Below are 15,000 nucleotides of genomic sequence, written 5' to 3'. Positions count from 1 at the left end.
AGCATCCACTTCGAAGGACGGATCGACGGCTACGTGGATCTGTAAGTAATGGGTGACACAGAACTATGAACACCCTCCGCCAGCTTCAATGGTCAGCACAGAATGGTTAGCCGCAGCGTAACTGGTATTCTGCACATAACCATCACCCACAGTCACGATACCAGGCAGAGCCCACAGAACGGGTTGGCCTGATGGAATATCGTTTCCATTAAACAGCGTTTTGTTAGTGGTGATAGAAGTTGGCAACTCACACAGGGTGTAAGTTGTGCCATTCCAACTATAAGAAGAATCAGCAACGGAACCAACTGCTACGCAAGCACCGTTGGAAGCAAAAGCGCCGGCAGAAGCTACCATCAAAGCAGACGCAAGAATCAGTTTTTTCATAATCAATCTCCAGTAATGTATTTCCATGTATCTTGATTTCGAATAATTCGAACACAAACATTCGTGATTGAAACGGTGGTGCTATAAGCTAACACCAAGCATATCGGATCATTAATCCGATGAACCCCCCTAAGGAGCAAAGCTATTTTCACACATTCCGCATGACATAAAAAATACAGTTTTATTATATTTATAGCTAACCACAAAGAACCATAATAACAATTTAATACCAATAAATATTAAAACTGTCATACAATACATTAACAACTTACAAATCAACAACTTGCAAATTAAAAAAGAAATGCTATTTTTTACAAAACCGTAACCCACCAAAACAATCAGCAGGCCATTATCAATAACGTACGTTTTCTACATCCCAAAATCTCATGGATAAAAAATCTCAGAAAACAACAAAAAAGTAACTCCATAAAAAAGTACAAACATTCTTCAATTCAAACATCCTTCCTTCAGAGACAAACGCAATTAGCAAAAAAATGGGAGCCGAAGCTCCCTAAAAAACAGAAATCTTACTCATTCAATAAAAAATAGAATTTCAGATACATCTTAATTATTCAAGATAGTTCACAATCTCAGAATGTTGGTTGTAATCAAATATACCTAAATAATCCGTTTGCTCAAGAAATTCGGTATCTGCCGTATCAGACTCACTATAATCACCAGAGTTCGTTCCAACCAAATTTCCTTGCACCGCAACTTCCCGATAGGGAAATTCGGCCGAAAATCCAGAAGTTTGTCGATTTTTTAACAATGGTTCCATTTCATAAAACCCGGATACAGCTTCCCGGATATTGTTATAGGCATTACTAATCTGGAAATAATTCCAGTTAAATACTGCGTTACCTGTAAACACTGGAATTTCATCAATGCGCGAGTCATTACTAAATTCAGCACAGCCAGCGGCCATATTGATTATATTTATATTTTCAGAAGTTAACAAACTATCAGAATCATCAATATATATGCACTGATCAAGTGTCGAAATGTAGTATGTGTCAAGATTACTCCCTATAGCGCTATTGTATAAATTAAAAGCACTACCATCATACAAAGAAATACCCGTCTGCTGCGCCCCCGAAGAGAAAGACGAATAATTAATACTTATATTTGCCAACACAGGAGCGGATCTTGGAAGGGCATCCACGGCCCCAGGGTTATTAACCCCTTTGATAAACGCTGCAATTCCATTCTCATTATTTGGCAAAGCGTAAAGGGAAGTAAGATATACACTTTGAATACTACCCACATAGCCATACGACCACTTCAAGGCACCATGATAATTTTCTGCCGAATAATAGAAATCCCTGACATTAACTGCACCGCCGTTTATCTCCAGCATGAATCTCTCGTGAGACCCAAACGACCCCGTTGATATCAGGTTAAAGTGTTGTAGAAAAGAACCGCGCCCTAATGCATTCAAGGTAAGATTCGCATCGCCGTTCACATTGACGTATTCAATGCTCACATTACCATAGCCATTATCATACCCACCAAAGTAACCGTATTCCCCTTGGATATTACATACTTGAGTGCCAACTTCAGCAGTATCAGCATCACTACATTCGTTGTGACGACCGAAGCCATCCATTACCAATGGTATATTCAAGGTTACCATGCCCTGGCTGTCAGCCGGTGTGTCATTATTTTTGAAATATTCAGGGCCACCCTGTATTATCAGGCTTCCACCTCTAGTTATATGCATAATACTATTATCAGATTCGGAAGATATTTCCACCCCAGCCTCAATAGTTAACTTCGCCGGATTTGCTTTCATTTCAGCTACGGTATCAATATCAGTAATTTCCTGATGACCATTACCAATATGAACGACTCCTTTAATACTCCAGTGGGTCGGTGCCACTCGCATTACTGCTTCTTCAATATAGCGAGTTTCACCCGTGTTAGTGTTGATTGCCCAACCGCCGGTCAGAGCATCTGCTTGAATTTCCTCCAGGGTGTAACCATCGTTCAGCCATTGTTCAACCGTTTCACCTGGCAAGCCCGTGTACTGGCTGATGGTAACGTTGTTGGTATAGATACCACCTAAAATTCGGCACGACTTGGATGCCGGATACCAGTACTCATTAGAGCTGATCTCGCCATCGCCATTAGTATCGTATCCAAAACGGTAGGCGCCAGCAGTCAGCTCACTATCCAACGCTGTCAGTATTCCAAGGTTATTACACTCATAATCTGGAGCAATTACCACCGAATCACTCCAATTGTTATACCAGTTGTCATTGCTATCCGAGACGGCGCCAATGTAGCCAGCGTCGTTCAGCTGACTATAGCTGTCACCAATAAGACCGGCGTAGCTACTGAGGCTGGCCTGACTGGCCAAGGTATCGCCGGTAATCACATAACTGGTATCCAGTACGGGATCTTCTTCGTAAACACCGCTAGAAGAAGCAACGGTGTAGCCGTAATCGTAGCCACTGTCTTCGGAATCTGCTGCCAAGGTGTTTTCACAACTGAATATCACGCCATCAAACAGAATCCCCTGCGGGTCGTTGCTTTGTAAGGCGGCGGTTTCGGCATCGTCAATATCCAGGCAGGTGGCGAAGTCTGAGAACACCGAATTAAACATCAGTAAACCAGAGCCTTGTTCCAGCAATACGGCAGTATTGGCAGAGCCAAAGCCAGCGGCGGTGATATTGGTGATCACCGGACGCGAACGCGGGCTGGCGTCGTAATCCGTGCTGTCGTTGATGCCATGCAATACATGACCGGTGCTGTCATCTCCTGGGATGACAATGGCGGTTTCAATGGTGCCGGTATAACCGTTTTGCCACTGAATCTGGTCACCGGTGATATTGGCCATCACTAAATGATCAAAGTTTACCGCACCGCCGTTGATATTGAGGCCGTCAGCCCCGGCACCATAAATATCCAGATAGGCTATTTGGGAATTGTCATCAACCTCGTTCAGGGTCAAGGCGGCCTGGCCGTCTTCGCCGGTATCGAACAGGCGCAGGTAGTGAATATCCAGCTGTTGCTCGGCGTCGCTGTGGCCATTAACGGTAATACCACGCCAACTTGAGGTAATATCGCCAGAAAGACCTACACCTAATTCGACAGCGGCAGCACTTAAACCAGCTACACGCAACTGAGCATCAGGTTGAATCACCAGTTCGGTATCGTTGTTGCTAGTGGCCACCAGCTTCGTGCTGGAAGCCAGTGTCAGCTGTATCGGGCTGGCCAATGCGGCAGCCTGTTCGCTGCTGCTAAGGGAAGTAAAGTCTGTACCGACCTGTACCTGGCCATCAATACGCCAAGCAATATTTTTAGGGTAATAATCCGGTGAACCACCGTTATCCAAACGACCTTCAATACTAAAGTTGCTGTATAGCGTCGCAGATTGTGCCACGGTAGGGTTTAGATCACAGATTTGATAGGTGAGGTTGTCGATCTGCACGGTGTCGCTGGCCAGCGTACCCACATCCATACATTCAGGAAAGAGAATAGCGGCACTGTAAAGATCGTTACTGGAAACACCAACGTTACCAGCACCTAATTGGCTAATATCCTCAACATTGGCAAAGCTTAAACTGTCGTTGGTTACTGCCCAGATATAGCTAAGTAAGGGGTCGGCACCGGTTATCAGGTCGGTGGCATCCGCAATTGCCGCTAATGCATTATCGGTGCTGTTCGTTATATTGCTACAGTTGAGCAAAGCAGAACCAATGCTGATCTGGCTGGCCGAATCCTGTGGTGCCAGGCAGGTATCAAAACCCTGTATCACCACATCATCGATGGACAGCATTGAAGCACCGGTCAATGCCAGTGCACTGCCCGCCTGATTGTACTGGTCGTACAGTGTGGTGTTGATCAGATCAACCTCTCCGCCATTCAGAATAATAGCAGCCGTACTGTTGCTGTGGCTCACCCGAGCAGCAAAGCCGCCCTGATATTCGTTCAGCTCAACGGCTGTACTGGGCGATTCGGTGATATATGGTGTGGGAACAGATCCAGTGAAAGTATCTGTAAACAGGTTCCAGCTACCGCCATAGGCGGTTATCGCGGTATTGCCTGAATAAGCAATCACGTTACCCACTTGTCCTGCTACCGGGGCATAGGCGGTAACGGCGGAATGAATGGTGCCGCCTTCGTAACCTTCAAGCGTTACTTGGGTTTCAGCGCCAGCTTCACCAATCACCGAGCTGGTGCCAGAGCCCAGGGTGTATAAACCGGGCAGCCCCTGGCTAGTGTTGGTATTGAACCCCAAACCATAAGTAACCAGGTCGGTGCTGGGGCTGACACCACCGTAATAACCAAATGGGCCTTCGATGTTACACAGTGCTTCCGGGCTGGCAGTTTGCGAGCATTCCGGCGCAGAGCCGATGCCATTGATGATGATACCACCCCATTCTCCACCACCAACCAGATTATCGTCCAGCGATTGAATACTGGCAGAAAGCTGGGCGTTACGATGCACAATCACAACCGTGCCTTCTTTGGCGTAAACCGTGCTTGAGCTGGAACCCAACTGAAACGCTTTGTGATCTGCAACCAGTTCATCCAGTGTTTGGTATTGCTTGCTTTCACCCAGTTGGTAAACGCCATCCAATACCCAGACCAGCGGCTCGTAGTTCCAGCTGGTTTTCAGTTGAATCATGTTCAGGTTATCGGAGATAGAACGGGTATTCTCTAACTCGCCAAAACTAGTACTGAGCAGGCAGGCATTCACCTCTTCGCCATCAACCACTACCGGTTCAGTGGGTGTTCCCACTACGCCGTACTGCAAAATTTCACACTGGGCCAGCGATACCTCCATGCTGTCTTGCATGGCAGTTTCATCGGATACATCGGCACCACAACTGGCCAGTACGGCGGCTGTCAGTGCTGTGGCCAGTACTTTTGGCAGCGGCCGGGGTATATACCGGGTCGCCTGAAACGAATAATTCAATAACATATTGTCACCTGTTACTTATGTTGGATATCCAAGAAATTCAGCATTAAAAGTCGTAGCTGACTTTTAGCTTGTATTTGGGGCCAGATTTATAGCTCAAATACGCCACGTTGTATTTTTCGTAATATTGGCGTTTTTCAGAGTCCAGAATATTTTCACCGGATAATGACACTTTCAAATCGTCACCAAAGCGTTTGGTATAGATAATTTTAAGATCATCATAAGGTTCACTATACACATTGGTAACGTTACTGCCTGCATCTGGTGTTACAATGACCAGCTCTTTCCCCTTGCGGTTAAATACCAGTGTGACTTCCTGACCGGTTTCAATATGGTCGTAACCCAATTGTAAGTTAGCAATATAGTCTGGCTGGCCTTGTAATGGACGATCCAAGTCGGTTTCTTTAGAGTCTTCTGCAAGGGTAACTTCCGATTCGATATCGGTGTAGTTACCTTGCACAAAGAAGGCGTGGCTGTAACCCAGGTCAAATTCCGTACGAAAATCCAGCTCCCAACCGCTAACCTTGCCGGAGTCGACGTTGACGAAGGTGTAGTAATCGTAGTCATTACCAATGGTATCGAAAGCATTTTCGATCGGGTTATCCATATCTTTACGATAGGCTCCCAGGCTGACAGATTCGGTATCGCTCGGGTACCATTCCAGTCGCATATCGTAGTTTTTGATGTCCGCGGGCTTCAGATCCGGATTACCTTTATATGCGGTAAGGGTTTCAATGTCCCGATAGGTACGCGGCAGCAACTCGAAGGTTTCTGGCCAGCTGACGGTTTTGCTGAAAGCACCACGTAATTGCCAGCGCTCGTTAATAAGCCAGGTAGCCCCCACGGATGGCAAGGTTTTGGTTTCGTCCAGCAGTTCGTACAATGGCTCCGGATTGTAGTAGTACTGGTCAGCTTCTACCTTGAAGGATTCACGACGCACCCCAAGATTGGCGGTGACTGTATTCCACAAGTTCCAATCAGTTTGCAGGTACATGGCGTTGGTGTGTTGTTCAACACGGTACTGATAGCCGTTATCGATACCAATATCATCTTCGTCGTTTAAAGAGCCGCCATAATTAACATACAAACCATTACTGCCATTGGTGCCATCACCAATATATTCATCGGTAAATATATCTGCAGGATCGGGGTACAACAGAATATCCTCTCTGGTTTCCTGTTCTAACATATTATCGCGATAGGAGAATCGGTCTTCATAGCCATCCCGGGTGCGGTCCAATTTGTACAAACCGGCTTTAGCAGTAACAGCAATATTGCCAGTTTCATTAATAGGAAGTTCCAGGTCGATACTCGAGGCATTACCATCCTCTTCGGAATATTCCCAAAGATTATAAGCCGTACTATAGCCAACCAGAAGGGTAGGGTCTGAGGTCTGGCTTCCCTGGTAGGTATAGCGCTGAGCATTGGGGCGATCGTATTCGCTGGACGAACGGGCAACTTGCCAATTGGCCTTAAGATTACCCAAAAGCCCAGAAACTTCGGATATATTAAAGTAGTGCTCGCCCCATAGCTGATGACTGACCAACTGCTCTTCTATCCAATCAATACTTTGGGTCTGGAACTTTTCAATACTTGAGTCAACGGCCCAATCGCGCGGGTCTTCTGGCAGAACAATATCATTTTGGGCAATCCAGTAACCACTGGCAATATTATATTGGTCTTCAAACTCTGCGGAGCTGGTAGTATGGCGCAGCAAAAGATTGTTTATTCCCAGAGTGTGATTTTCTGTAATTCGCCAATCAGCATTTAACATGGCACTGAGATCAATGATATTGTTGGTATCGTAAGTGACCTGGGATGAGGTCAAAGCGATAATATCTTCCTGTTCGCCAGTATCAGAATTATTAACGGTATACAGATCAAAACCATTCTGTATTTTTTCGTCGTTGGTCCATTTATTACTGTAACGGAAGGCCCCAATCACCCCCAGTCGCTGACCGTCTTCTGTCAGCCAGCTGTCACCACCCGCCAGGCTGAAGGACACATCAGCGGGCAGATCACCTTTGTAAACACCGTAGTTTTCAAAGGACTCACCCAGGTCTTCACGGTACTGGAGAAACTCTTCGCTATACCCAAGTCCGTTACTGCCAGCTGAGTCTGGATCTCCAAAGAAATAAGCGCCTCGGGCTTCTTTGGCTATGTCTGGCATTTCACGAAAACCGTCGTCATAACCGGTCCAGTCGCTGCCGCCACTTTCTTTGCTCATATAGCCTTCTTCGCTGTTGGCTTTGCCGTAGCCCAGCGTGGCCGATATTTTGAAGAAGCCTTCGTCCGGCGTTGGCTTGGTTTTCATTTCAATATGACCAGCGGTGGCGGTACCGGGCACGTCGGCAGTGGCGCTTTTTTGCAACGACAGGGTTTGCATAATGCTGGCCGGAAATATATCCAGTGGCAGGTCACGCCGGGCCGGATCGGTAGCAGGTAGCACCGCACCGTTAAAATACGTGGATTGGTAACGGCTTTTCATACCACGCACAATGGCATAACGGCTGTCTTCCAAACTGACCCCAACCACCCGCTTGAGCGCCGAGCTGACGGTGCTGTCGTCGAAGCGGGCGATCTGGGTAAAGTCCATACTGTCCAGCACCGAGCTGGACATACGCTCCATGTCGACCGGGTTATAAGGTTGATAGCTGGCAGTAGCGACTACCTCTTCGATCCCCTGACTGTAGCCGTCGTCACTGCTACTCATATTGGTTTCGAGATTGACCGATAACTGTGACACCACTTTGACGCCAGAGAGCGTCTGGCCACGATAATCAGGATGTTGCAAAGTCAGCCGATAGTTGCCAGCTGGCAGCTGAATTTCGTAGGTACCATAACCGTCTGTACGAGTCGTGATGTCGCTGCCTTCAACCGAGACCACCACATTGGCAATGGCCGCGCCGGTAATGTCGTCGGTGACAGCACCTTCAATCACTCCCACCAGTGCACCATCGTCAGAGCTGACTTGACCATTACGGTGGCTCAACTGACTCAGAGGAATACGTTTAACGGATTTTTCCGCGCTGGCCACGCCACTGGTTTTGCTAATACTGACGAACGCTGCTTCGTCGCTGTCCAGCGTAAAGCTGACGGGGATACGTGTACCCGCCGCTTCAACCACCAGCGCCTTGCGGCCGCCATCAACACTGTCGATCCAAAGGCTGCCATTGGCGTCAGTACGGCCCAATTCCAGACCATCTTCCAACACGATGGCATCACCCACCGGCTGGCCATCCATGACAAAATCTACTTTGATGCCCGCTGCCCACAGCGGACTGGCGATTAACAGCCCTAACGTGCCGGTAATTAGCCGTGTATGTCCAGCCCTCATTACGTCTCTTCCCTTTTGATAAAAGATAAAAGTTTGTGAACACAGCCGAGCTGCGCCCCCAAGGAACAGAGCTAAAGACGGGATTTGGATAAAGTGGCGACATTAAGTTTTTGTGACTGCGTATTTACAGCCGGGAATCGACCATCGTTGACTTGTGTCACACCCGGTAAATGGTTGGATTTCTGGAAAATATTAAAAGCTTATTTTGTTTGGTTATCAGGGCGATCGCTGATCCAAACGTGATGGGCTCGACAGGCTATGTTGCCCTGACACTGTTTCAGGTATGTCTGGCACAGATCAATCAGTCTGATCCGGCTCTTCTGACCAGTTCCGGTTCCGCTGATGGCTGAACCACTCCCGGCGATAACGATTGGCTCTGGCGCGGTCGGGCAAGATATTGATCAATTCAATCAGCAGCCCCTGCCCCTGTTTTTCCAGCTCAGGGGAGCATGGCCGTCGCAACAGGCCGATCAGCAGTTTGAATGCTTGCTCGTACTGCTCTTCTGCAGCCAGTTCCTGGGCCAGTGCCAGTCGATTTTCCGGGGTGGGTGCATCGCGAAAGGTTTGCCGCAAGCTATCGAGGTTGTTTTGTCGCCGCTGTAATAAATGCCAGCGCGATAACGCTTGTTGTATCGCCGGGTCACGCTGACTGTTCGCAGTCAGGTTGTCCAGCAAGGTGGCTACTTCCTGCAGTCGCTGAGGCTGCTGTTGGCTGGCGTCCATCAAGCGCTGACAATAGCGGGCCAGGTCGGCGGTGTTACCAGGACGTTGCTGTACCAGCTGACGCCATAACGCCAACCCCTGCGACCAGTCTTGCCGGGCGATATGTTGTTCCGCCTGTTTACGTAATTTGTCACAGGGTTGCTGGATATACGGAGCCAGCAGCTGGCGAATCTGACTTTCCGGGAGTGCCTTGGTGAAGCGGTTCACCTCTCGGCCACGGTAATACAGCAATACGCTGGGCAAGCCACGCACTTGCATCACACTCATCAGCTGCGGTTGTTGTTCGGCGTCCACCGTCAGCAATCGCAGCTGTGGTGCAAACTCTTGCTCCAAATGCTCAAGCACAGGCAGCAAGGCTTTGCAGGGGGAACACCAGCTGGCCTGAAAATCGACCAGTACCAGGCTGTTTTGCGCCAGCTTGGCAACATACGACAAAAATGCAGTGGGTTCGTCTGGAAGGTGGCTCATGGAAACAGCGTCTGGGTACACCTGAAGGAGAGTACACGGGTTAATCCAGGCTTTCCAGAAACCTGCCAACGATCGAAACCGCCACCAACCGATTGGCCCACTCGAGTTCAGGGCATTGTCATCCCGTGCGTCTCACGGGATACTGGCGGGACGAACTTTCCCCCATCACCGACGTCATCGCCAATGCCATCTTCTATACCACCGCCACCACCGTCCGCTGCCGTATCACCCACCAATAATCCCAATCGCCAGCGTAATATTGTGCTGGGCCTGGTGGTGGTCTTGTGGCTCTCGGGTACCGGCCTTGCCTTGTGGTGGTTTCAATCACAAACCATCCGGTCTTTTCTGGCCGCCGACAGCTCACCTGCGGCGTTAAACACCCAGGCTCTGGAAACCACACTCGCAGCCTTGCTGGCACGCCTGCCAACCAATCCCCATGTAACCCAGGCACCGGTCACCATGGTGCATTTCTGGAACCCGGACTGCCTCTGTAACCAGGTCAGTCGCCGTCATTTTGATGGCCTGGTATCGGCCTTTGATCGCTACCAGTTACGCATCGTCGTTGTCGCGGCTGCCAATGCCACCGCGGAACAGCTGGCGGAGTTCCACCAGCTGAATGGCCAGCGCATGGAGTTGATCCAGGCCGATGACCTGACGGCATTGATTCCATCTTCTCCAGCCCTGGCACTGGTTAAGGAGAACGGCCGCCTGGGCTATTTTGGCGCCTATGGTTTTGGTGCTTTATGCAGCGTCGCCAGCGATGATTTTTTTCCGAATATGGTGCGCCAAATGACCGATGGCCAATACGGACCGTTTATCAATGTTGCTGGCAGCGGCTGTTTCTGCCGCTGGCCAACCACATCCGATGCATTGCCTTCAGGCGCCGATTGAACGGGGCTTGCCGCGCCAGGATTGCCGTAACAAGCGCTTGCGGCTTTTCCGCAGCTGTTTGATCAGTTGTTTCTCATCCGCAGGCTGCTGTCCACTGGCGGCGTATAACTGAAAATCCATCAGCCGTGCCAGTGCCAGCAGATAATCACCATCAGCTCCCAGTACTTGCGCCAGCCGTACCAGATAATGCCGTTGGCTTTCGCCGGTCTGGAAAGCGACCCCATACTGTTGTTCCCCAACGTTGACCAGTTGCTGCCAGGCAAGGGCTATCGGACTGGCACGGTGACGTGGACGTTGCCAGACGATCATCAGCGTGATAACCAGAAAGACCAGCCCTACCGCCCCGACCAGCCAGATCAACAGTTGTTGGTAATCGGTTTTTTTCAATATATTGCTTAACAGGTTTTTCTGGCGTTCGTTATCGTATGACAGTACCCAGCGATGCCAGAGGTAGTTCACCGATTCCAGCTCCATACGCAGCCTGTTCAGCCAGGGAATTTGCCGGATACGCCCCGGTGACAGCAGTTTGTCTTCCATAAAAGAGCCTTCTTCCTGCAGAGCCTGCTCGAGACCAAACTGGATACGATCCGGTGCTACCACCGCAGTCGGGTCCACCCGAACCCAGCCAGTGCCCTCCAGCCAGATCTCGGCCCAGGCGTGGGCGTCATACTGACGCACTGTCAGATAGTTTTCAGCCTCGTTCCATTCGCCCCCTTGATAGCCAGTCACAACCCGGGCAGGAATGCCTGCCAACCGGGAGGCATAAACAAAAGCGCCGGCGTAGTGCGCACAAAACCCCAGCCGGGTATCAAACAGAAACGCATCAATGTCGTTATTCCCCAAAGCCGGTGGTTTGAGGGTGTAGAGAAAACCCTGATTGCGAAAATAATCAATCAGTGTATTCACCAGATCCATCGGCGTCTCACTGCTGGCCACCAACCCGGCCACCCACTCACGGGTACGGGGGTTGCCACCAGCGGACACATCAAGATTATGCTGGCGCTGCTGGGAATCCAGCGTCTGGCGCACCAGTTCACGACGGAGACCCAGCCCTTGATAGCGTTTGCGCTGATACACTGGCCTGCGATTAATCAGCACCCCGGCCGCAGTAACACCGATACCCCGTTCCAACGCCGTACCGTGCCGCAAGGTGTAGAGCCAGCGCTTGCCAGTCGCTTCCTGAATGATTTCATAGTTCAGTACACCGTCCGTACCGGTCGGAACCGGCCGCTCGGTTGGAAACCAATCCACCGACTGGTCTCTTTTTGAAAAACGCCAGGTCCGGCCGTCATAACGGTCCAGAACCAGAGCTCGCCAATACAGCTGTTCACGGGACGGCTGCTGGCCATCATCAAACGTTGCCCGGAATGCCAGCTCATCGGAGCGACTGAGAGAAGCAATGTCCCCCGGAGCCATCTGCTCACTAAGACCACTAATCGCCTTTTCCGACTGCAGGTTGATGCTCCACAATGGTGAAATACGCGGAAACAGCAGATAGAACACCATCATGACCGGAATGGCACTGATCAGCACACCAAAGGCATATCGACTGGCCACCCAGACGCCCCTGGCTTCATGGGAGACCAGATGCAACGACACCAGCGCTGCCATCAGCACCCAGAGCACCAGTAAGCCGTATAGCCCCCAGAGCAGCGACTGTTCAAACAGGAAACCGGTCCCGGCCAGAAAGAAGCACAGAAAAATAACGATATAGCCATCACGCTGGGTGCGCATTTCCAGCACTTTTAACAGGCAGGTAGCAACAAAAAACGCCACCGCACTTTCCAGCGAATATTGACCGCTAAAACTGATAAATACACCAATAGCCACTGCCATAATGGCAACGACCTTGGCCATCGTTCCCGGATAAGCAAAACGGCCGATATGCATTTGCCAACGCCAGAACACCACCGCACCGGCCATCAGCCAGAACAGCAATGGCAGGTGCGAATAATGCGGTAACAAGGCCAGCGCCCCACCGCTCAGAAGCCAGAACAAGGCTGAACGAGGAATCTGCTGCTGCCGAGCCGCGGGCTTCATATGCGGCTGGCTTCCCGCCTTGATGGCCGGTTTCTCGGCGGCAACAGACACCGGGTCTGATACCCTGTTATGGTCGGAATGAGGGGTAGCTGTCATGACGGGCTCTCACTCGGTTGATCCAGCTGATACAGCGCCAGCATTTTCAGGCAGGCCCCAAGATGAGCATCCGAATGTTCCGGAGCGCTCTCCTGACCCGGCAAGCGCACGCCGTACTGCCAACCCAGTTGATGGGCTTCAAGCACCCAGCCACAAAGCTGGGACAAGCGTGACTCCAGATCGCCACTGGTGTTTGCCCAGTCGAGCCAGCAACTGGCTCCTTCATCGCTGTCAAAATCCTTGGTGACCAGTCCCTTGCCCCGTGCCAGCTGTTTCCAGGCAATCTGACGCATGGAATCGCCGGGCTGATACTGACGCAAGCCCCGGAAATCCTGCTCGCCACGAACTTCCAGTGTCGCCCCCAGCAATTCTCCTGCCCCCTCACCGCTGCGAAATACAAAAGGCGATGGCTGCGGCTGTGGGTACACCAATGTGGAAAAATCCAGCTTGATCCAGCTCCAGGCACGGAATAATCCCAATGGAAAGCGGCTTTCCAGCAGTACCCGTCCAGGAGACAGGTAACCCCGTTGATAACAGCGATAACTGAGCCGCACGGACTCCGCGCTTCCACGTTCAATACTGACCCGTTGCCCCGGATTATCCGGATACTGCAACCACAGGTTAAGATGCTCCCGTCGTGGTGCTGCCACCAGTCGCAACGGCAGATCGAACACCTGTCCAGCATAGCCGTGGATGGCTTCCTGACTACTGACCGTCAGCCCGGTGAGGTTCCGGAACGTCAGCAACATGGCCGACAGACCAACACTGAATAACCAGAACGCCATACCATAGATCAGGCTGTTCTGATAATTGATGGCAGTGACCAACAACAACGCCACCAGTGCCAGATAAAGTAAACCGATCCGGGTCGGTACAATAAAGATAGCCCGGTGACTCAACACCAGGCTGCGGGTAGCGGGTAGTCGCCGATTCAGCCAGCGTTGCCAACGGTCGCCAAACAGACGATCAACTAACACCGACACGGCTACACCAACACCGCAACCGAGCTCAGCATCCGGGCCGAAACACTATGCCCGCCACCGTCGGCGGCATCTGCCAGGCGGTGATCCACCACCGCTGGCAGCACTGCCTGAATATCTTCAGGCAAAACGTGCGAACGCTCACTTACCAGAGCCCAGGCTCTGGCCGCTTGTAACAACGCCAATGCACCCCGTGGGGACAGGCCATACAGATAACCCGATTCGTAGCGGGTAAAGGCAATCAACCGTTGCAGGTAGTCCAGCACAGAAGACGAAGCATGGACCTTGCTCACTTCCTGCTGTAACTGCTGTAATTGCTGCGGCGTAATTTTTGCCGACAACTGGTTGGCCATTTCCCGCCGGCTGACGCCTTCCAACAGCTGACGTTCGGCCTGTTCGGAGGGATAACCGAGCGAGATACGCATCAGAAAGCGGTCCAGCTGACTTTCTGGCAGCGGGAAAGTACCCGACTGCGAAACCGGATTCTGGGTCGCGATCACAAAGAATGGCTCAGGCAGAGGCCGGGTCTCACCTTCTACCGTGACCTGACGCTCTTCCATCGCTTCCAGCAAGGCACTTTGGGATTTGGGTGTTGCCCGGTTAATTTCATCCGCCAGCAGTAATTGACTGAATACCGGCCCTTCATGAAAACGAAATTGGCCCAGGTCAGAGCCTGGCTGTTTTTCAAAGATACTGACCCCGAGAATATCTGCCGGGAGCAAGTCACTGGTGAACTGGATACGGTTGTAATTCAATCCCAGCACCCCTGCCAAAGCATGCGCCAGCGTGGTTTTTCCCATGCCGGGTAAATCCTCAATCAGCAAGTGTCCATCGGCTAACAGGCAACTCAGGGCCAGTTTGAGTTGTTCCGGTTTTCCCAGAATAATCCGGTTAAGCTGTTGCAGGGCGTCGCTGACGGCGCTGGTCATGTCGGGTCTCCGTTGATCAACTGATCACATTACTAAGATAAAAATGCACAGGCTAAATAACAATTATATAGCTGACAGCTCATGGTTTATGCCAGACAGAGCAAAGCAGGTCGAGGATTAATCATGGCTTGATGTGGGTCGTGACACACAATAGGGGGCATCTATTTAATCCGGTGCTCACTCTGGGCTACCGGATGGTTTCGAATCACGAAGCCGACTTGCAGG

Annotated in this window: 8 protein-coding genes; 1 reads left to right on the top strand and 7 read right to left on the bottom strand. The window is 50.7% G+C overall.

Translation table 11 applies throughout. The annotated features are described in order from the left end of the window. Window positions 1-63: 63 nt before the first annotated feature. From Q8W22_RS16360 to Q8W22_RS16345, 4 genes are all read right to left on the bottom strand, one after another. Complete coding sequence (locus tag Q8W22_RS16360) at window positions 64-384, bottom strand: hypothetical protein (RefSeq protein WP_305453079.1); 321 nt, start codon at window positions 382-384, stop codon at window positions 64-66. Window positions 385-952: 568 nt separating this feature from the next. Next, window positions 953-5,314 (bottom strand): hypothetical protein, encoded by a 4,362-nt coding sequence (locus Q8W22_RS16355; RefSeq protein WP_305453078.1) that lies wholly within the window; start codon window positions 5,312-5,314, stop codon window positions 953-955. Between the two features lie 43 nt (window positions 5,315-5,357). Then, window positions 5,358-8,648, bottom strand: a complete 3,291-nt coding sequence (locus Q8W22_RS16350) for a TonB-dependent receptor domain-containing protein (protein WP_305453077.1) — start codon at window positions 8,646-8,648, stop codon at window positions 5,358-5,360. A gap of 297 nt (window positions 8,649-8,945) precedes the next feature. Next, window positions 8,946-9,839: a tetratricopeptide repeat protein gene (locus Q8W22_RS16345; RefSeq protein ID WP_305415374.1), complete on the bottom strand. Its 894-nt coding sequence runs from the start codon at window positions 9,837-9,839 to the stop codon at window positions 8,946-8,948. Window positions 9,840-10,022: 183 nt separating this feature from the next. On the opposite strand from Q8W22_RS16345, the gene Q8W22_RS16340 reads away from it, so the two are divergent. Continuing rightward, on the top strand, window positions 10,023-10,730 hold the full coding sequence (locus tag Q8W22_RS16340) for a DUF6436 domain-containing protein (protein ID WP_305453076.1): 708 nt from the start codon (window positions 10,023-10,025) through the stop codon (window positions 10,728-10,730). Here the strand turns inward: Q8W22_RS16340 and Q8W22_RS16335 are convergent. The 3 genes from Q8W22_RS16335 to Q8W22_RS16325 are packed head-to-tail and all read right to left on the bottom strand — an operon-like array spanning window position 10,716 to window position 14,775. Continuing rightward, window positions 10,716-12,866, bottom strand: a complete 2,151-nt coding sequence (locus Q8W22_RS16335) for a DUF3488 and transglutaminase-like domain-containing protein (RefSeq protein ID WP_305453075.1) — start codon at window positions 12,864-12,866, stop codon at window positions 10,716-10,718. The genes Q8W22_RS16340 and Q8W22_RS16335 overlap by 15 nt on opposite strands. Next, window positions 12,863-13,849: a DUF58 domain-containing protein gene (locus Q8W22_RS16330; RefSeq protein WP_303431914.1), complete on the bottom strand. Its 987-nt coding sequence runs from the start codon at window positions 13,847-13,849 to the stop codon at window positions 12,863-12,865. Before Q8W22_RS16330 ends, Q8W22_RS16335 begins: the two co-directional genes overlap by 4 nt. A gap of 2 nt (window positions 13,850-13,851) precedes the next feature. Beyond that, complete coding sequence (locus tag Q8W22_RS16325; protein WP_303431913.1) at window positions 13,852-14,775, bottom strand: MoxR family ATPase; 924 nt, start codon at window positions 14,773-14,775, stop codon at window positions 13,852-13,854. Window positions 14,776-15,000: the final 225 nt, after the last annotated feature.

It is taken from the genome of Oceanobacter sp. 1_MG-2023 (genome assembly GCF_030689025.1).
In the GTDB taxonomy this organism is placed as follows: Bacteria; Pseudomonadota; Gammaproteobacteria; order Pseudomonadales; family Oceanobacteraceae; genus Oceanobacter.
The sequence above is the reverse complement of the archived record's forward strand: the minus strand, read 5'-3'. Positions and strand labels throughout refer to the sequence as shown.

What these genes read in the sequence shown, in the direction of transcription:
- Q8W22_RS16360 (WP_305453079.1), bottom strand. Translation starts at nt 384, where the DNA reads ATGAAAAAACTGATTCTTGCGTCTGCTTTGATGGTAGCTTCTGCCGGC.
- Q8W22_RS16355 (WP_305453078.1), bottom strand. Translation starts at nt 5,314, where the DNA reads ATGTTATTGAATTATTCGTTTCAGGCGACCCGGTATATACCCCGGCCG.
- Q8W22_RS16335 (WP_305453075.1), bottom strand. Translation starts at nt 12,866, where the DNA reads ATGACAGCTACCCCTCATTCCGACCATAACAGGGTATCAGACCCGGTG.
- Q8W22_RS16340 (WP_305453076.1), top strand. Translation starts at nt 10,023, where the DNA reads ATGCCATCTTCTATACCACCGCCACCACCGTCCGCTGCCGTATCACCC.
- Q8W22_RS16345 (WP_305415374.1), bottom strand. Translation starts at nt 9,839, where the DNA reads ATGAGCCACCTTCCAGACGAACCCACTGCATTTTTGTCGTATGTTGCC.
- Q8W22_RS16350 (WP_305453077.1), bottom strand. Translation starts at nt 8,648, where the DNA reads ATGAGGGCTGGACATACACGGCTAATTACCGGCACGTTAGGGCTGTTA.
- Q8W22_RS16325 (WP_303431913.1), bottom strand. Translation starts at nt 14,775, where the DNA reads ATGACCAGCGCCGTCAGCGACGCCCTGCAACAGCTTAACCGGATTATT.